The sequence below is a fragment of the Gymnodinialimonas ulvae genome (assembly GCF_037543845.1).
Taxonomy (GTDB): Bacteria; Pseudomonadota; Alphaproteobacteria; order Rhodobacterales; family Rhodobacteraceae; genus Gymnodinialimonas; species Gymnodinialimonas ulvae.
The window spans coordinates 460,810-479,214 of sequence record NZ_JBBIFX010000001.1; the positions used below are offsets into that span (position 1 = coordinate 460,810).

17 protein-coding genes, 1 tRNA gene and 1 riboswitch are annotated in these 18,405 nt (G+C 64.0%); of the genes, 12 read left to right on the forward strand and 6 right to left on the reverse strand.

The genetic code is table 11. The features are described 5' to 3' along the window. Nucleotides 1-5: 5 nt before the first annotated feature. Together V8J83_RS02245 and V8J83_RS02250 are read right to left on the reverse strand one after the other, a co-directional pair. Nucleotides 6-1,199 carry a toxic anion resistance protein gene (locus V8J83_RS02245; RefSeq protein WP_339983049.1) on the reverse strand — a complete coding sequence of 398 codons (1,194 nt, stop codon included), beginning with the start codon at nt 1,197-1,199 and terminating at the stop codon, nt 6-8. 4 nt (nt 1,200-1,203) lie between these two features. Next, on the reverse strand, nt 1,204-2,145 hold the full coding sequence (locus tag V8J83_RS02250) for a 5-bromo-4-chloroindolyl phosphate hydrolysis family protein (RefSeq protein WP_339983051.1): 942 nt from the start codon (nt 2,143-2,145) through the stop codon (nt 1,204-1,206). A 413-nt stretch (nt 2,146-2,558) separates the two neighbouring features. After that, nucleotides 2,559-2,637, forward strand: a riboswitch (SAM riboswitch). A 70-nt stretch (nt 2,638-2,707) separates the two neighbouring features. Here V8J83_RS02250 and metZ point away from each other — a divergent pair. The 5 genes from metZ to V8J83_RS02275 all read left to right on the forward strand — a co-directional run bounded on the left by metZ (nt 2,708) and on the right by V8J83_RS02275 (nt 7,990). Continuing rightward, entirely contained in the window at nt 2,708-3,904 is a 1,197-nt protein-coding gene (gene metZ, locus V8J83_RS02255; protein WP_339983053.1) for an O-succinylhomoserine sulfhydrylase, read from the forward strand. Next, nucleotides 3,901-4,395: a GNAT family N-acetyltransferase gene (locus V8J83_RS02260; protein WP_339983056.1), complete on the forward strand. Its 495-nt coding sequence runs from the start codon at nt 3,901-3,903 to the stop codon at nt 4,393-4,395. Before metZ ends, V8J83_RS02260 begins: the two co-directional genes overlap by 4 nt. Next, nucleotides 4,392-5,126 carry a glutamine amidotransferase gene (locus V8J83_RS02265; protein ID WP_339983059.1) on the forward strand — a complete coding sequence of 245 codons (735 nt, stop codon included), beginning with the start codon at nt 4,392-4,394 and terminating at the stop codon, nt 5,124-5,126. Before V8J83_RS02260 ends, V8J83_RS02265 begins: the two co-directional genes overlap by 4 nt. 149 nt (nt 5,127-5,275) lie before the next feature. Further along, nucleotides 5,276-6,364, forward strand: a complete 1,089-nt coding sequence (gene folE2 / locus V8J83_RS02270) for a GTP cyclohydrolase FolE2 (protein ID WP_339983061.1) — start codon at nt 5,276-5,278, stop codon at nt 6,362-6,364. A gap of 177 nt (nt 6,365-6,541) precedes the next feature. Continuing rightward, nucleotides 6,542-7,990 (forward strand): TrkH family potassium uptake protein, encoded by a 1,449-nt coding sequence (locus V8J83_RS02275; RefSeq protein WP_339983063.1) that lies wholly within the window; start codon nt 6,542-6,544, stop codon nt 7,988-7,990. A 69-nt stretch (nt 7,991-8,059) separates the two neighbouring features. Here V8J83_RS02275 and ggt read toward each other — a convergent pair whose 3' ends face one another. Both ggt and V8J83_RS02285 read right to left on the reverse strand, forming a co-directional pair. Then, nucleotides 8,060-9,850 carry a gamma-glutamyltransferase gene (gene ggt, locus V8J83_RS02280; protein WP_339985943.1) on the reverse strand — a complete coding sequence of 597 codons (1,791 nt, stop codon included), beginning with the start codon at nt 9,848-9,850 and terminating at the stop codon, nt 8,060-8,062. A gap of 100 nt (nt 9,851-9,950) precedes the next feature. Beyond that, a complete protein-coding gene (locus tag V8J83_RS02285) occupies nt 9,951-10,166 on the reverse strand; it encodes a hypothetical protein (RefSeq protein ID WP_339983065.1) in 216 nt (71 codons plus the stop codon). Nucleotides 10,167-10,293: 127 nt separating this feature from the next. On the opposite strand from V8J83_RS02285, the gene V8J83_RS02290 reads away from it, so the two are divergent. Next, nucleotides 10,294-10,566, forward strand: coding sequence for a DUF2312 domain-containing protein (locus tag V8J83_RS02290; RefSeq protein WP_339983067.1), 273 nt, complete (start codon nt 10,294-10,296; stop codon nt 10,564-10,566). Between the two features lie 21 nt (nt 10,567-10,587). Here V8J83_RS02290 and V8J83_RS02295 read toward each other — a convergent pair whose 3' ends face one another. Continuing rightward, nucleotides 10,588-11,418, reverse strand: a complete 831-nt coding sequence (locus V8J83_RS02295; protein WP_339983069.1) for a hypothetical protein — start codon at nt 11,416-11,418, stop codon at nt 10,588-10,590. 207 nt (nt 11,419-11,625) lie between these two features. Between V8J83_RS02295 and V8J83_RS02300 the strand changes: the two genes are divergently transcribed. After that, nucleotides 11,626-11,701, forward strand: a tRNA-Thr gene (locus tag V8J83_RS02300). A gap of 105 nt (nt 11,702-11,806) precedes the next feature. On the opposite strand, the gene V8J83_RS02305 is transcribed toward V8J83_RS02300, so the two are convergent. Next, on the reverse strand, nt 11,807-12,637 hold the full coding sequence (locus tag V8J83_RS02305; protein ID WP_339983070.1) for a 3-oxoadipate:acetyl-CoA acetyltransferase: 831 nt from the start codon (nt 12,635-12,637) through the stop codon (nt 11,807-11,809). A gap of 258 nt (nt 12,638-12,895) precedes the next feature. Here V8J83_RS02305 and V8J83_RS02310 point away from each other — a divergent pair, with 258 nt between their 5' ends. From V8J83_RS02310 to V8J83_RS02330, 5 genes are all read left to right on the forward strand, one after another. Next, nucleotides 12,896-14,218: an ABC transporter substrate-binding protein gene (locus tag V8J83_RS02310; RefSeq protein WP_339983072.1), complete on the forward strand. Its 1,323-nt coding sequence runs from the start codon at nt 12,896-12,898 to the stop codon at nt 14,216-14,218. Nucleotides 14,219-14,266: 48 nt separating this feature from the next. Continuing rightward, the gene (locus V8J83_RS02315) at nt 14,267-15,139 is read left to right on the forward strand and encodes a carbohydrate ABC transporter permease (RefSeq protein WP_339983074.1); all 873 of its coding nucleotides are present in this window, start codon (nt 14,267-14,269) and stop codon (nt 15,137-15,139) included. A 5-nt stretch (nt 15,140-15,144) separates the two neighbouring features. Then, complete coding sequence (locus tag V8J83_RS02320) at nt 15,145-16,020, forward strand: carbohydrate ABC transporter permease (protein ID WP_339983075.1); 876 nt, start codon at nt 15,145-15,147, stop codon at nt 16,018-16,020. A 147-nt stretch (nt 16,021-16,167) separates the two neighbouring features. Beyond that, nucleotides 16,168-17,235: an ABC transporter ATP-binding protein gene (locus tag V8J83_RS02325; protein ID WP_339983078.1), complete on the forward strand. Its 1,068-nt coding sequence runs from the start codon at nt 16,168-16,170 to the stop codon at nt 17,233-17,235. Then, nucleotides 17,235-18,377, forward strand: a complete 1,143-nt coding sequence (locus V8J83_RS02330) for an ester cyclase (protein ID WP_339983081.1) — start codon at nt 17,235-17,237, stop codon at nt 18,375-18,377. Before V8J83_RS02325 ends, V8J83_RS02330 begins: the two co-directional genes overlap by 1 nt. Nucleotides 18,378-18,405 lie beyond the last annotated feature (28 nt).

Consider the following 18,405-nt stretch of genomic DNA (forward strand, 5'->3'; position numbering starts at 1 on the left):
CTGGATCAGGCTTGCGGCGCGGGGGGCGGTGTCGCCCCATCGGCCGCGAGGCGCCGCGCGGAGGCCGACGCGAGCGTGTCGCGCAACTCGGCCTCCATCTTGGCCATCTCGGTCTCGGCCTCGGCACGCTTGCGCTTGCCTTCGTCGGCGATTTGCAGGCTTTCGTTGATCGTGGCGATCAGGTCTTCGTTGGCCTTTTTCACCGCTTCGATGTCGAAGACGCCGCGCTCCATCTCTTCGCGGACCATGCGGTTGCTTTCGCGCAGGTTCGCGGCGTTCTGGGTCAGAAGCTGATTGGTGAGATCGGTGGCTTCCTTGACGGCCTTGGCCGCTTCGGTGGAGCGCTGGATCGTGACGGCCTGCGCAAGCTGCGTCTCCCACAAAGGCACGGTGTTCACGAGGGTCGAGTTGATCTTGGTGACGAGGCTTTTGTCATTTTCCTGCACCAGACGGATCGAGGGCAGCGATTGCATCGTGACCTGACGCGTCAGTTTGAGGTCATGGACCCGGCGTTCGAGGTCGTCCCGCGCGGCGCGCATGTCGCGCAATTCCTGCGCCTTGATGACCTGATCGGCCTCGGGCGCGGCATTGACGGAGGCCTCTTTGGCGGGGATGGTCTCGGTGTCCATCTCGGCCAGCTTGGCTTCACCGGCAGCGATATAAAGGGCCAGCTCGTCGTAGAAATCGAGCGTCTTTTCATACAGCTTGTCGAGCGATTTGATGTCTTTCATCAACGTGTGCTCATGGGCCAGCAGGTTGTCGGTGATCTTGTCGATCTGCTCTTGCACGTCCTCGTATTTGGCGAGGAAGTCATGCACCGGCTTGGCCTTGGAGAACAGACGCTCCCACCACGACCGCTTGCGGTTGGGGTCCAGCTCATCGACGGAAAAGCCGCGGATGGTGCCGACGATTTCGCGCAAGGAGTCGCCGGCGGGGCCGACATCGTCGTTCTTCACACCGGCCAGCATGGCCTGAGAGATCTGTTGCAGCTCGGCCTGGGCGGCGGAGCCGAAGGAGACAATGGAATTGGTGTCCGTCATGTCGAGTTCCGCCATGCGGGTGCGGATTTGCTCGGCGGTGGGCGCATCGGCTGCGGGCAGCGGCACCAGATCGGCAGAGGGTTCGGGCAGGATGACGGCGTTCAGCTCGTCCACCAGCGCTTCGACTTCCTTGGCCTGTTCATGCGTTTGAGTTTCCATGGTCTTATCCCTGTCGTTCCAGATATTGCGTTTCCCGGCGCAGACGGTCCTGCAGGACCTCGATTTCCACGTCGAAATTGGTGCGATCATCAATCAGAAGCGTTTCCTTGCGGGCGGCGAAATTCTGTTCGAGATCGTCGAGGAAGGCGATGTAGTCTTTGCGCAGCTGATCGTCGCGCTTGTTGGCGAAGAGGCTGGCGAACTGCACCGTCGCGTCACGCGCCCCTTGCAGGTAGACGCCCAGATAGCGGCGCGCGGCGTTGAGGTCGCGGGGGTCTTCCTCGATCTGGCGGAAAAGCTGCCGGACGGTGGCCTGGAATTGATCGACGCGGGCCTCCAGCTGCCGGTCGCGGGCGCGCGCGATGGCGTCCTTTTGCTGCGTCAGGAGGGCCTCGGCCTCGTCGATCTTGCGGGCCACGCGGTCGTTGGTGAAGGTGTCGACGCCTTCCATGCCCTTGTTGGTCAACGGGTCGAGCCCGAAGGAGAACAGGTGCAGACCGGCCGCCAGCGCGCCCACCACATTGGCCGCGACGATTTCCGACACCTCAAAGCCCGAGCCGCCAAGCACCAGAAGCGCCACGCCGATGCCGGTGCCGACGGCGCCGAAGATCTTGCGCGGGATCGCCGGTTTGCGCGCGACCTTGCGTTCGTTGTAGGCATCCTCGGCGCGCACGCCGTCGCGCGTCAGCCAGGCCGACAGCAGCAACATCGCGCCCCCCGCCAGATCCAGCGCCATCTGCGTGACGCCGGAACTGAAGATCACCGCCGGAAAGATCGTCAGCAGTGGCAACAGGAACAGGATGTTGATCTTGGCCCCATGGCGCAGAGGCGTGCGGCCCTTGAAGGGGGCGACCTCCATGCGCTGATGGGTCACGGTTTCGCGCGGCGTGTCGCCATCTCGCGCTTGCCCTGTGGGGCTGAACTCTCCGCCAAAACGTTTCGACATGGATCAGAGCGCCCCGAAGCCGCCGAAAATCGCACCGATGATCACGAGGCTAAGCACAAAGAAGCTGACGCCTTGAAGAAAGCTGGATGACATTGTGGTCCGGTCCCCGTTTCGTTTTGATCGACGCGCCTGGGCGTCGGGTGTGGTCGTGTCGGCTCGGCAATAGTGGCGCGTTAACCTTTTCAGGCCGCGCGCGTCTTGTTTTGCACGTCAGCCGTGCGATGTCATCTGCAACGATATGCAGGTTCGCGGCCAAAAACCAGCCATTGCCGCGCCGGACGGCAAGCCTTGGCTCATGCGAGACAGATCGGGGCGCGCGGGCGCGCGCGCAAGGGGCGGCAGGGGGGAAGCGCGCGCGTGCGTTCCCCTTGGTTGCGCCCGGCGCTGCTTGACGCTGCACTGCGGCGGGCGTAACCAAGGCCTGTGGCGATTTGTGAACCGGATTGCGGGCCACGTTAAACCTTCCGCTAAAGAGGTCGAGGACGCCGGGCAAGGCGCATCCCCCGACCATCATCCTGGTCCTGCCCGCACCGCCGGGGGGCCGCAGATTGGAGTGAGGGGCATGAAAGATACCGCCCAGACGCAGAAATGGTCGAAACGGACGCGCGCGGTGCATTCCGGCACGCGGCGCAGCCAATATGGCGAATTGTCCGAGGCGATGTTCCTGACGCAGGGGTTTGTCTACGCCTCGGCCGAAGACGCGGAGGCCCGCTTCATCGAGGCCGGGCCGGATGAGTTCATCTACGCGCGCTACGGCAACCCGACGGTCGCGATGTTCGAGGACCGCATCGCGGCTTTGGAAGGCGCGGAGGCGGCGTTTGCCACGGCCAGCGGCATGGCGGCGGTCAACGGCGCGTTGGTGTCGATGTTGCGCGCGGGCGATCACGTGGTGTCGTCGCGCGCGCTGTTCGGGTCGTGCCATTACATTCTGGATGACGTCCTGACGCGCTACGGGGTGGAGGTGACGTTTGTGGACGGCACCGATCTGGACGCCTGGCGCGCGGCGGTGCGCGCCGACACCAAGGCGGTGTTCTTTGAAAGCCTGTCGAACCCGACGCTGGAAGTGATCGACATTCCCGCCGTGGCCGAGATTGCCCACAAGGTCGGCGCGACGGTGATCTGCGACAATGTCTTTGCGACCCCGGTGTTTTCCGACGCGATCGCGCAGGGCGTTGATGTCATTGTCTATTCCGCGACGAAACATATCGATGGGCAGGGGCGGTGCCTGGGCGGTGTGATCCTCGGGACAGAGGCGTTCATCCGCAAGATTGTGGAGCCCTATCTGAAACATACCGGCGGTGCGATGAGTCCGTTCAACGCCTGGGTCATGCTGAAATCGCTGGAGACGATGGATTTGCGGGTGCGCGCGCAGGCGGCGACGGCTGTGGCCGTGGCGGAAGCTTTGGATGGGGCCGAAGGGCTGGCGCGGGTGATCTTTCCGGGCCTGCCCTCGCATCCGCAGCACGCCTTGGCGGAACAGTTGATGGAGCAGCCCGGCACGGTGATCGCGCTTGAGGTCGCAGGCGGGCAGGCGGGCGCGTTCCGGTTCCTCAACGCGCTTGAGATCGTGACGATTTCCAACAATCTGGGCGATGCGAAATCCATCGCAACCCATCCCGCGACGACCACGCACCAGCGCCTGAGCGATGCGCAGCGCGCGGAGGCGGGGATCACGCCGGGTCTGGTGCGGTTGTCGGTGGGCCTCGAAGACCCCGCCGATCTGATCGCGGATCTGACGGGGGCGTTGGCGCGGGTATGAATGGTGTGATCTTTCGACCCTACCGGCCGTCGGATGCCATTGGCCTTGCCACGCTGTTTCACCGCGCGGTGCAGGAGGGGACGACGGCGCATTATTCGGCCGAGCAGCGTGCGGCGTGGTGTGACCGTCCCCCGACTTCGGCGGGGTGGCGCGCGCGGGTGGAGGAGGCCGAAACGCTGGTGGCCGAGCGGCACGGGGCGCATGTGGGCTTCATGACGCTCGACATGGAAGCTGCATATCTCGATTTCGCCTATGTCGCGCCGGAGGTCATGGGCAAGGGCGTGGCGGATTCGCTTTATGCGATGATCGAGGGCCGCGCGAAGGTGCAGGGCCTGGTGCGTCTTGAGACCGAAGCGAGCCTTCTGGCGCAGCCGTTTTTCAAGCGCCACGGCTGGCGCGTCGTCAAGGTGCAGGAGGTCGAGCGGCAGGGCGTGAAGATCCCCAATGCGATGATGGAAAAGCGCCTTGTGCGGCGGTTTGCAGCGGCATGAAACCGTTCCTGATCCTGCAGCTGCGCCCCGAGGATGAGGCCGCGGACGAGGAATTCGCCGCGTTTCTCGCCCGTGGCGGTCTGTCCGAGGATCAGGTCACGCGGATCCGTCTGGATCAGGAGCCGCTGCGTGCGGTGGCGTTGCAGAATTTCGCCGGTGTGATCGTCGGCGGCGGGCCCGGCTGCATCAGTGATGACCCGTCGGACAAGGACCCGCTGGAGGCCCGGATCGAGGCCGATATCATGGGGCTGATGCCCGAGGTTCTGGCGCGCGACATGCCCTATCTGGGGTGTTGCTACGGGATGGGCATTCTGGGCGCGGCGTTGGGCGCGCCGGTGGGCAAGGGGCGCTTTGGCGAGGCGATCGGCGGGGTGGACTGCACCGTGACCGAGGCCGGAGCACGCGATGCGTTGTTGCAGGATCTGCCAACGCAATTCCGCGCGCTGGTGGGCCACAAGGAAGCGGTCGAAGCGCTGCCCGAAGGGGCGGTGCACCTGGTCGCCTCCGGGCCCTGTCCGTTCCAGATGATCCGCGCGGGCGAGAACGTTTATGCGACGCAGTTCCATCCCGAAGCGCGGGGGCAGAATTTCGCGCAGCGCATCGAGATTTACAAACATCGCGGCTATTTCGCGCCCGACGACGCGCAGACATTGACCGAAGCGGTGCTGGACGAAGAGATCACCATGCCCGAACGCATCCTGAAGGGCTTTGTCACACGCTATAGTGTTTGACATGAGCGTCGGCCTGTAAACGATTGAATTTAAATCGTAAGCCGACCTAATGCTGTGACGCTAGCGTTTAACAAATGTAAAACAAGACTTTTTGTCCGCGCCGCATGCCCCATATTGGAACTTCGTAACAGCCAGAGAAAGGGTGGCACATGAATGTGCATGTTAAGACCGCCGAGCAACGTCCGAGTGATGCCGACGCCCAACAAGCGCTTGCGCTTTTGGCGCAATGGGCCGAGGCCGCGGGCCGGACCGGGATGGACGCGCTCGACGCGGATGTCGCCCGTCTGGTGCGGGCGCGCAATTACCCAGAGTTTGCGCGCGATTATCCCGCAGATTTCAAGGTTGATGAGGCTTACAAGGCCACGCTGCCCGATCTGCAGAACGGGCCATCGAGCCTGATCAAGGGTGAGAACCGCCGCATTCAGCACGTCGGCATTTCGAACTTCCGCCTGCCGATCCGCTATGCGGTTCAGGGCGGTGGTGAGACGCTGCTTGAGACATCGGTGACCGGAACCGTCAGCCTTGAGGCCGACAAGAAGGGCATCAACATGAGCCGCATCATGCGCTCGTTCTACAAGCATGCCGACGAGAAATTCGGCTTCGACGTGATCGAGGCGGCGCTGGATGATTACAAGGCCGATCTGGACGCGTTCGATGCACGCATCCAGCTGCGCCTGAGCTATCCCATGAAGATCGAAAGCCTGCGCTCAGGGCTTTCGGGCTGGCAATATTACGATATCGCGCTGGAACTGGTCGAGACGGCCGGTGTACGGCAGCGGATCGTGCATCTCGATTACGTCTATTCCTCGACATGCCCCTGTTCGCTGGAGCTGTCGGAACATGCGCGGGCTGTGCGCGGCCAATTGGCCACGCCGCATTCGCAGCGCTCGGTCGCGCGGCTGTCGGTCGAGCTGAAGGGCGCGGGCGTCTGGTTCGAGGATCTGATCGAGATGGCCCGCAAAGGCGTGCCGACCGAGACGCAGGTGATGGTCAAGCGCGAGGACGAGCAGGCGTTCGCGGAATTGAACGCCGCCAACCCGATCTTCGTGGAGGACGCGGCACGGCTCTTCGCGGAGCAGCTTCAGGCCAATGCGGGCGTCGGCGATTTCCGCGTCATGGCGAGCCATCAGGAAAGCCTGCACAGCCACGACGCGGTGAGCCTGCTGACCGAGGGGGACACCTTCGCGGAGGTCAGCCTTGATCCAAGGCTTTTCCCGTCGATGATCCACGTGGGTTGAAGTGCTACATCAAGGCCGCATGGCAACCTATTGAAACAAAAGGCCTCTATCAAATTGATAGGGGCCTTTTTCATGGGCGCAAGCAGGCGCAAGCAGGGCGTGTATACATCCCGTAGCCGCCCCCGAAGGCGTGGGTGTTCTTGACAGGACGGCGGCGGCGGGCCAACGCTCCGCCCCATGTTCGATCTGCGCCCTGTGGGCTATGTTCTCGGCCTTCTGGTCCTGACCCTTGGGGTGACGATGCTGGTCCCTATGGCCGCCGATGTCTGGGCGGACAATGGCCATTGGGGCGCGTTCGCACAGGCGGCGGCGGTGACGTTCATCACCGGGCTGATGATGACGCTGGCCTGCGCCAACGGGGTCAGTCAGGGGCTGTCGATCCAGCAGACCTTCTTCCTGACCACGGGGGTGTGGCTGGTCCTGCCGCTGTTTGGTGCGTTGCCGTTTGTGTTCGGAGAACCCGGCGCGCGGGTGGTCGACGCGGTGTTCGAGGCGATGTCGGGGATGACGACGACCGGTTCGACCGTGTTCACCGAACTCGACTCGCTGCCCATCGGGGTCAACCTGTGGCGCGGATTGATGCAATGGTTCGGCGGCATCGGGATCATCGTTGTGGCGATGGTGTTCCTGCCGGAATTGCGCGTGGGGGGCATGCAGATCTTCCGGTCGGAAGCCTTCGACACCATGGGAAAGATCCTGCCGCGCGCGGGCGAAATCGCCAGTCGAATCACGGTGATCTACGTGGCGCTGACGCTGGCCTGCGCGCTGGCGTATCTGGCGCTGGGGATGACGCCGTTCGATGCGACGATGCATGCGCTCACGACGCTCTCGACAGGCGGGTTCTCGAACTACAACGACTCCTTTGGCGTGTTCCAGGGGCCGGCGGAATATGTCGCGGTGATCTTCATGATCCTCGCGAGCCTGCCGTTTGTGCGCTACATCCAGCTGGTCGCGGGCACGGCGCGCCCGATCCTGCTCGACACGCAGATCCGGACCTATCTGGTGGTCGTCGTGCTTCTGGCGCTGGCCTTCACGCTTTACCGGTTGCTGGTGAACAACGACGGCATCGAGACGGGCTTTCGCGAGGGGCTGTTCAATGTGACCTCGGTCATCTCGGGCACCGGGTATTCCAGCACCAATTACGAGACCTGGGGGCCGGTGGCGCCGGTGATGTTCTTCTTCATCGGGTTGATCGGCGGCTGCGCGGGCTCGACCTCTTGTTCGATCAAGGTGTTCCGCTACCAATTGCTGTTCGCGTCGATCTCGACCCAGGTGCGCCGGATCTATGCGCCGCACGGCATCTTCGAGCCGAAGTTCGAAGGCCGCCCCGTCGCCGAAGAGGTGATCTCGTCGGTGATGGCGTTCTTCGTGCTGTTCTTCGTGCTGATGGGGATCATCGCGGTGCTGCTGGGGTTGACGGGGCTTGATGTGATCACGTCGATTTCCGGGGCGGCGACATCGCTTGGCAACATCGGGCCTGGCCTGGGCGAGACGATCGGGCCAAGCGGCAACTTCGCACCGCTCAACGATGCGGCGAAATGGATCCTGATCGCGGCGATGTTGATCGGGCGGTTGGAATTGATGGCGGTTCTGGTGTTGTTCACGGCCGCGTTCTGGCGGGCGTGACGGGGGCATGACGGGGGCGTGACGCGGCCCCTCGATCCGGGGGCCGCGCCGGGTGCTCTACGGCGTGCGTTACTCGCCGAGCGCGATGCCCTCGCGGCGCGGATCGGCGGCGCCCACCAGCCCCTCGGGCGTGATCGCGATGGCATGCAGGCCGGAGGTCAGGCCGCGGATATTGACCTCGTATCCCATCTCGCCGAGCAGTTCGGCCAGGGCCTCGGCGCTGGTGCCTTCTTCAAGGTCATAGGTGCCGAACCGGTTGATCGCATGGGGCAGCGACAACGCGTCCTGCAAATCAAGGCCCCAATCGTAATGCGCGATGATCGCGGTGGCGACATAGCCGATGATGCGGCTGCCGCCCGGCGAGCCGATGGCCAGGATCGGCGCGCCGTCCTGCATCACGATGGTGGGCGACATCGACGAGCGGGGGCGTTTGCCGGGCTCCAACCGGTTGGCGATGGGTACGCCGTCGACATGGGTACGGAACGAGAAATCCGTGAGTTCGTTGTTCAAAAGGAACCCGCCCGGCGCCATCAGCCGCGAGCCGAAGCCGTTTTCGATGGTCGTCGTCATCGACAGGACATTGCCATAGCTGTCGACGATGGAGATGTGCGAGGTCGAGGGCAGCTCAAGGCTTTGATCGTCGGCCCAAAGCTGCGCATGGTCCCATTCGGGCGTGCCGGGGGCCACCTCGGGCAGGGCGTCGTCGCCGGCCAGAAGGGCCGCGCGTTCGGCGATGTAGGCCGGATCGACAAGGCCCTCGGTCGGCATGGGCACGAAATCGCTGTCGGCCATGTAGCGGCCCCGGTCGGCGAAGGCGAGGCGCGCGGCATCCCCGATGATCCGCCACGCATTCGGATCGTCGGGCGTGCTCAGGTCATAGCTGCCCGCCATGCCAAGGATCTGTCCAACGGTCAGCGCGCCCGACGATGGCGGGCCCATGCCGCAGACATCCATGCCACGGTATTCGGCGCAGATGGCGGGGCGCTCGACCACCTCGTAGATCGCCAGATCCTGCAACGACAACACGCCGGGATTGCCCTCGGCCGAACGGATCGTGTCGATGATGCCCTCGGCGATGGCGCCATGGTAGATCGCGTCCGAGCCCTCGGCCTGCATGGCGCGCAGCGTGGCGGCATAGGCCGGGTTCTGCAACAGCGTGCCCTCGGCCAGTGGTGTGCCACCGGGCAGGAAATAGGCGGCGGTGGCGGGGAAGGTCGCGAGGCGCTCGGCGTCGCGCGCGATGGAGCCTGCCATGCGCGGCGAGACGGCGAACCCGTCCTCGGCCAAGGCAATCGCAGGCGCCAGCAGGGCTTGCCAGTTCGCCCGACCCCAGCGGCGATGCGCATCCTCCATCAGTGCAGGCGTGCCCGGCGTGCCGACCGACAGCCCGCCGACAACCGCGTCGAAAAAGCCAAGCGGTTCGCCCGTGTCGTCCTGGAACAGCGTCGGCGTGGCGGCCAGCGGCGCGGTCTCGCGGCCATCGAGCGTCGTCAACTCGCCGGTGAGCGCGTCGTAATAGACCAGGAACGCGCCTCCGCCGAGGCCGGAGCTTTGCGGCTCCACCAGGCCCAGGACGGCCTGCACCGCGACCATGGCATCGGCGGCGGTGCCGCCCGCCGCCAGCACATCCGCGCCTGCCTCGACCGCCAGCGGGTTGGCGGCGGCGACCATCCACTCCTGCGCCGTGACCGGGTCGCCTGCGTTGCGCGCGGCAAGGGCGGCTTGCGCGCGGTCGGACAGGGCGGTGGCGCCGATTGGCGTGGCGCCCTCGGGGGCCACCGCATCGGCGGCTTCCTGGGCGGGGGCGATGGCCGGAACGGCGAGCATCAGAGTGACGAAGAGGGGCAGGGGCGCGCGCATGTGGCATCCTTTCGCGGCGGGGGTGGTGTTGCCCAGAAGGATGGCGCGGTGGTCCGCCATGTAAAGCGGGACCGGTGGCGTGCGTTGAAAGCGGCCGGGATCAGCTCAGGAAAACGCCCAGAACCACGAACATCAGCCCCAGCACCGACAAAAACAGCGCGCCCATGTTGATGGTGACGATCTTTTGCAGCCGTTCGCGCATTTCGGCATCGTCGAGCCCTGCGCGTTTCGCGGCAAACGCGGAATAGATGCAATAGCCCAGAAGGCCGATGCCCACGAGCGCCATCGCCGTTCCAAGCAAGACCATCCAACCCATGTGCGCCGTCCCTTTCGTTGCCCGGCGGACCTAAACGCCCGCGCCGTGTATCGCAAGCCTTGCGGCGCGCGCGGCGGGGCGATACGCAAGGGCTTCTTGCCGCAAATCACCTGAAAGGCCGCTTGTGATGGATGATGTGTCCGACGCCTCCGCCCGCCCCGAAAGCTACCGCGTGACAGCCGATGAGCTGCGCCAGTTTATCGAGCGGTTCGAACGGCTTGAGATGGAAAAGAAGGACCTTGCCGATCAGCAGAAAGAGGTCATGGCCGAGGCGAAATCGCGCGGCTACGACACCCGCGTGATGCGCAAGGTGATCGCGCTGCGCAAACGCGAGCCCGACGATATCGCCGAGGAAGAAGCGGTGTTGGAGATGTACAAGGAAGCGCTTGGCATGCGCTGAGCGCGGCCGCCTGAGGGCGGCTTACGGCGTCAGCAGCGTGACCCGGGGCAGCCCCGCGATGGCGTCGAGATCGGCGTCGTAGCTTTCGCTCATGTCGGCGATCAACTCTTCGGACCAGCCCGGATGGTTCAGCGTCTCTTCGATCTCCCCGGCCAGCGCATAGCGTTCCAGAAACGCGGCCAGCGCGCGGCGATACCGGCTTTCGGTCTCGGGCGGGTTGTCCTTGAGCCAGCCCTGCATGCGCGCAAAGCCCTTCGGGTCCATGATGCTTTCGGCCAGATCTTCGGTGCCGTCGAGGGCTGTCTGCGGCTCGACACCCGCCATCTCGCGCAGGATCTGCGCCCACAACAGCGGCGTGTCCTCGTTGCACCAGACCATAATGCGCGCGCCGGGATGCGCATTGCTCAGACGGCGCAACATCTCGGACCAGGCCACGGCGTGGGGCTGCATATTCGCGGTAAATTCGCGAAAGTCGCTGAACCGCGAGGCTTTGAACAACGCCGGGATCAGGGTCGCGGGATCGCGCATGCCGATGAAAAACTCGGGCTCCGCGCCGGGAAAAAGCGCGGTCAGCTGCGTCGTGGCGCGTTCGATCATCGGCCAGATCTGCGGGCCCTGCACCACCAGCCGGTTGATGCAGATGAAGCGCGGGTCCGACAGGATCAGCCGATCGACCGGCCCGCCATCGAGGATTGCATCCAGCAGCGCCTCTTGCACCTCTTCGCCCGCAGGCCGCCCTTCGAGCGCGCGCGCCGTGTCGCGCACCACCGCCCGGTAGCGCCCGGTGGGCGGCACCGCGACCCCGATCTGCGCCAGCCGCGCGCGGTTCTTGAGCAGCGACTGGATAAGCATATCGCTATCGGTGCAAGGGGCGCCAAGGTGAAACACAACCTGCATGGGGAAAGCGATGCCTGTGAATTGGGGTCAGTGATGCAAGCGCCTGTATAGTCGCGTGCCCGGCCCGGTGCAAATCGCGCCACGCGCGGGCCGGATTGACCATTGAAGGGCGGCGGCAAACTTGCTATCGCCGCACCCGTGACCCGCCCCGCGCGCGTCCACGCCCCTATAGCTCAGCTGGTAGAGCAACTGATTTGTAATCAGTAGGTCCGCGGTTCGAGTCCGTGTGGGGGCACCAACCTGCCTTTTCGCAGAAAAGGTCAGGGACGCTTTCAAACCATCGGCAGGCGGCAGAGGGGTCGCGGACGCCGCGAGAGCCTTGGTGCGCTTCCCCCAATCCCCTCTATTGCAGACCGAGGATCGCCCGTGCCTCGGCCAGAGTCGCCACGGGCCGTTCATGCGCCGCGCAGATCTCGGCGGCGCGGGTCACCAGGGCCGCGTTGGACGGGGCCAGGGTTGCGCGGTCGAGCCGCACGTTGTCTTCCAATCCGGTCCGCGCGTGGCCGCCGGCCGCGATGGCCCATTCGTTCAGCTTGATCTGCGCCGCTCCGATCCCGGCGGCGCACCAGGGCGCGTCGTCCCCGAAAAGCCGCCGCACGGTCGCCACGTAGAAGTCGAACACCGCGCGGTCGGGCGGCATCGCGTTCTTCACGCCCATCACGAACTGGACATAGGGCGTGCCGGTCAGCTGCCCCGCGTCGGCCATCTCGCGGGCCTTGAAAATATGGCTCAGATCGAAGGCTTCGATCTCGGGCTTCACGCCGTAGGTCTGCATCTCGGCGGCCAGCCAGTCCACCAGATCGGGCGGATTTTCATAGACCCGCGTGGGGAAATTGTTCGAGCCCACCGAAAGCGAGGCCATGTCCGGTCGCAGCGCCAGCATGCCACCGCGTTCGCGCCCCGCGCCCGAGCGCCCGCCGGTCGAGAATTGCACGATCATGCCCGGGCAATGCCGCTCCAGCCCCTCTTTCAGGGCGGCAAATTTGTCCGGATCGCTGGTGGGCGTCTGGTCGTCGTTGCGCACATGGGCGTGGCAGATCGTGGCGCCTGCCTCGAACGCGGCCTGGGTGCTTTCGATCTGCTCGGTGACGGTGATCGGCACGGCCGGGTTGTCTTCCTTGCGCGGCACCGAGCCGGTGATCGCGACACACAGGATGCAAGGCGCGCCGCTCATCTTCGCACCCGTCCGGCTATCTCGCTCGGTTTCGGCATCGCTGGTTCCTTCCGCAAAAGCTCTCGGCACCAAGGATATCGCGGAAAAGCGCGGGCGGGTAGGGGGGCGTTGCGGGGCGGCAGCGGCCCGTTGTCGTCACCGGCGACAGGCGACTTCGGGCAAATTCTGCATAGGTATGCAAAAACCCTTTGAGCTTGCCGGTTCTCGCCGTATGGTTTTCCCTATCATATGAGAATCGCGCAACTGGGAGGTATAGCGATGCAGAGACGGACTTTCCTTACGACAGTATCGGCCATGGCGATGGCGGCAGGTTTGCCGCGGCTGGCCCATGCCCAGGACCTTCCTTATGGTCTTTTGCCCGGTAAACCGTTCGACGGCACCACGATCAACGTGTTGTCGGTTGTGACACCGCAATTCGACGGCCTGCGCCTGCGCGACGCCGAATTCACCGAGATGACCGGCATCAACGTGGAATGGACGTTCATTCCCTTCGGCTCCCTGCAGGAGCGCGTGAACGCCGAAGGCATCGCCGCCAATGGCGCCTTTGACGTGGTCAACTACCTCGACAGCTGGGGCCCGCCCAACGCGCATTGGCTGGCGCGCATCGACGATTGGATGGAGCGCGACGGCATCTCCATGGATCGCTATCCGCCCGCCTTCGCCCGCTCTGCCCAGTTCGAGGGCGAAACGCTCGGCTTCCCGCTGCGGGCGCACGCGCAGCTGATGTTCTATCGCAAGGACCTGATCGACACGCCGCCCGCCACCTGGGACGATGTGATCGCCATCGGCAACGACCTGAAGGCGAACAACCCCGACGTCGCGCCGCTCGCGCTCTACTACAACAACGACGGCAACCGGCAGAACCTGTTCATCTGGATCAACTTCCTCTGGGCCGCCGGTGGCAAGATCTTCAACGACGACTTCACCGCCGGGTGGACATCGGACGAGGCCATTGCCGCGACCGAGGCCTATATCGCGCTGCACACCGAGCATCAGGTCACCAACCCCAACTCGCTCGCCTTCGTCGAGCAGGACGCGCGCCAGTCGTTCATGCAGGGCAACTCGGCCATGATCCCGGTGTGGTGGTGGGCCTATTCGGGCTTCATCAACCCCGAAAGCTCGACCCTGACCGCCGATCAGGTGGGCTTCGTCGGCATGCCCTCCTATCAGGGCACGACGGCGACCTACGCGATTTCCATGCCGTTCTCGGTCTCGACCTATTCGCAGAACCAGGAAGCGGCCTGGGAATTCCTCAAGTGGCTGTCGAACCCCGACATGGACCGCGCCAATGCGATCGAGCGCGAAGTGGGCGGCGAGACCATCGTCAACAACGTGGTCACCCATGTCAGCTCGCTGACCGACCCGGATGTGAACGCGGCCAACGCCGATATCCAGTCGGCCGCCTACGACAGCCTGCAGAACTCCGACATCATGCCGCAGATCCCGGAATGGCCGGAGGTCGGTGACCTCCTGTCGGCCGCGATTGCCGAAGCGGCTGCGGGCGGGGACGTGCGCGAGCTGATGATGGCAGCAGCTGAACAATCGGACCGGGTGCTGCGGCGCGCGGGCCGCATCCAGTAACCTCTCCGGAGGGGTGGGGGCGTCCGCGTCCCCACCCACGTTCCCAACATGCGTGATCGAACCCTGAAATACCTGCTGGTCGTGCCAGCGGTGCTGGTGGTCTTTGCCACCGCCGTCTGGCCCCTGATCGAGAGCCTGCGCTTTTCCATGACGCGCGGCCTGTCCTCTCGGGCCAATTTCCCGCAGGATTACGTCGGGTTTGAAAACTACCAATGGGCCTTCCTTTACGAGCCCGCCTTCTGGAATTCGGTCTATGTCACGGGGCTTTACACTGTCGTGACCGTGGTGCTGACCACGCTTTTCGCGCTCGGCCTCGCCATGCTTCTGGCCCCGGGCGGCAAGTTGCGCTCGGGCGTGCAGACGCTTCTCATTTTGCCCTTCGCGATGAGCCCGGCGCTCATCGGCGTGTCGTTCCGGTTCATGTTCAACCCCGAATTTGGCCTCTTCGATGCGTTCTTCGGCGTGGTCTTCCCGCCGCTTGCGGATGTGAGCTGGCTGGCCGATCCCGACCTTGCCTTTGCCGTCATCGTCATGGCCGATGTCTGGGGCTGGATCCCGTTCCTGACGCTGGTGCTGATCGGTGGGCTGGCCTCCGTGCCGCAAGACACGATCGAGGCCGCGCAGGTCGACGGCGCCTCGGGCTGGCGCGTCTTCAAGGATGTCACCCTGCCGCAGCTTCTGCCGGTTCTGGCCGTCGTCATCATCCTCAAGGCGATCTTCAGCCTCAAGACCTTCGATCAGGTCTACATGCTCACCAACGGCGGGCCGGGCACCGCGACCCAAACGCTCAGCCACTACATCTACATCACCTCCGCGCGCTACGGGCAGGTCGGCTACGCCGCCTCGGTCGCGTGGCTGATGGTGATCCCGATGATGGTGCTGACCTATTTCTACGCCAAATTCGTGTTCAAGAAGGACTGAGGGCCATGAGCGAACAATCCGCAGTCCCGACAACCGGCGCGAATTCCGAATTCTGGACCGGCAAGCGCAAGCAACGCTTCTGGCGCGCGGTGCAGACGATCCTGATCCTGATCGCGGCCTTCATCATGCTGATCCCGATCATCTGGATCTTCCTCGCGGCGTTCAAATCCCACGTGGAGGTCTATCAGCTCCGCCTGTTCTTCACGCCCACGTTCGAGAATTTCGGCACCGTCTTCGAAGACCCCTATGACCTCGGCTCCAAGCTCTACAATTCCACCATCGTGGCCTTCGTCACCGTGGTGTTCGCGATCCCCATCGCCACCATGGCCGCCTATTCCTTCTCCCGCTTCACCCTCAAATTCGAAACCACGATCCTTGTCGTGATCCTCGCCACGCAATTCGTGCCGGCCGTCGTGATCATCCTGCCGTTCTTCATCATGTTCCGCGATCTGGGCCTGTTGGATACGCGCATCGGCCTGATCCTCGTGAACCTTGCCATCGTCATGCCGTTCGCGATCTGGATGATCAAAGGTTTCATCGACGGCATCCCGATGGACACTGAAGAGGCCGCGATGGTCGATGGCTCCTCACGCTTGCAGGTGATCCGCAACATCGTGTTGCCCATGGCCGCGCCCGGCCTCGTGACCGCGTCGATCTTCTGTTTCATCCTGGCGTGGAACGAGTTCCTGTTCGCGCTGTTCCTGACCAACCGCGAGGCCACGACCCTGCCCATCGGCCTGGCGCTTTTCCGCGGCGAGGAGGGGGATTTGTGGAACCTGCTTTCGGCGGCGGGCATCATCATCATGTTGCCGATGTTCGTCCTCGCGCTCGCGATCCGGAAGTACTTCGTGCAAGGCATGACGATGGGGGCCGTCAGATGATGACCGCGTCATCTGTACGCCTGTGGCGTGACGGGGGCGGTGCGCTGATCGCTCAATCATCTGCGTGCGTTTCGGGCAACGCGCGATGCACTACAGAAAAACTACAAAAAAACTACAGAAAAATGTCACCGAAAAAGGGTCTGACCCATGGCTGAAATTCGCCTCAACAACCTGACCAAACGCTGGGGCGATTTCGTCGGTGTGGATGATCAGTCCCTGCATATCCACGATGAGGAATTCCTCGTCCTGCTCGGCCCCTCGGGCTGCGGCAAGACCACCACGATGCGCATGATCGCGGGCCTTGAGGACCCCACCGCCGGCGAGATCTGGATCGGTGACCGCATGGTCAACGACGACCTGCCGAAAGACCGCGATGTCGCCATGGTGTTTCAGAACTATGGCCTCTATCCGCATATGACGATTTTCGACAATATCGCCTATCCGCTGAAGGTGCGCGGGGTGCCCAAGGCCGATATCGAGCCGCGCGTGAAGAAAGCCGCGGAACAGGTTGAATTGACGGAGTTTTTGCACCGCAAGCCCAAGGCGCTTTCGGGCGGTCAGAGGCAGCGCGTGGCGCTGGCGCGCGCCATCGTGCGCACGCCCAAAGTGTTCCTCATGGACGAGCCTTTGTCGAACCTGGACGCCAAGCTGCGGGTGACCATGCGCGCCGAGCTGAAACACCTCTCGCGCGAGCTGCAGATCACCACCGTCTACGTCACCCACGATCAGATCGAGGCGATGACCTTGGCCGACCGCGTCGCGGTGATGCGCCACGGCGTGATCCAGCAGCTTGGCACGCCCGACGAGATCTACAATGATCCCGCCAACATGTTCGTCGCGGGCTTCATCGGCAGCCCCGCGATGAACCTGATCAACGGCTCCGTGCAATCCGGCATGTTCGTCACCACCGGCGGCACCCGCCTCATCAAAGTCGGCGGCCCCGACCGCGCACACGCCATCCTCGGGGTTCGTGCCGATGATATGAGCGTCCATGATGCCGGGCAGGGCGACATTGACGTATCGATCTATGCCTTTGAAAACACGGGCGAAAGCACGCTTCTGACGGTGCAATGGGGCAAGCAGCGCGTCATCGCGCGTGGCGACCGGCACCTGCGCAAGGAACAGGGCGAGACGGTCGGTATCAAGCTCGACGAAGACCACCTTTACCTCTTCGATCCCGACTCCGGCGACCGTATCCGGCTTGAGGGACAGTGATGGCCAAGGTCCCGGCAGTGGCGAAATCGGCCAACGGGATCCTTGCGGTCCCGGCCGATCTGATGCCCCGGGATCTGAGCATATCGCTTGACGATTATACGCGCGGCGGCACCGACCGCTTCCTTGCCGAAGGGCAGGGAACCGCGCAGGAGATGACCGGGTTCGAGGCCCAATACGTCAACATTATCGACTATATCGTCCGCATCACCCACCGCATCTGGGAAGAGAAGGACATCGGCTACATTTACGACACCTATGCCCATAATTGCCGGGTGTGGGATGATGTGGGCCTGCAATACGGGCGCGACAAGATCGTGGCCGACACGACCCACACGATCAACGCCTTCCCCGATGTGAAGCTTTACGCCGATGAGATCATATGGGCCGGTGATGCCGCAACGGGGTTCCACACCTCGCATCGCACTGTCATCAAAGGCACAAATACCGGGTTCAGCCGCTGGGGTCCGCCCACGATGCGGCCGGTGAATGTCTGGTGCATCGCCAATTGCGTGGCCCGCGAGAACGAGATTTTCGAGGAACACGTGCAATATAACCTCGGCGCGATGCTGCAGCAGTTGGGCTACGACCTGCGCGCGCTGGCGGTCACGGCGCGGGCCACGGGCGTCGAAACTGATCCGCTGTTTGCCGCATCGGGCCGCACGCGGGTGCCCGGTCAGGGCAAGCCAGCCCACGGCGCGGCGCGCGGCGATGGGCCCTTTGATGTTGCCGATTTCCTGTGCTCGATGACGCAGGATGTGTGGAACCGGCGGATGCTGTCGCGCCTGACGCGGGCCTATGCGCCGGCGCTGAATTACCAGGGGCCGACAAACCGCAGCTACCGCAGCCTCGCGCAATATCAATCCGCATTGCTGTCGCTTCTGGCGATGTTCCCGGACCTCAGCTTCGAGCCGGAGTCGCTGTATTACATGCAAGACGACCAGGGCACGACCTGGTCGTCGCTGCGCTGGTCGGCCACGGCGACCCATGGCGGCTTCGGCCCTTACGGCGCACCGACCGGCCGCGAGGTGCGCATCTGGGGCATCACCCAGCACAAGATCGAAGGTGAGGTGATCACCGAAGAATGGATGCAATTCAACGAATTCGACCTCCTGCGTCAGTTGGCGCCGGACCCTATCCCATAAGCAAGGGCGCGCAGGCCGCCGCCCAAGC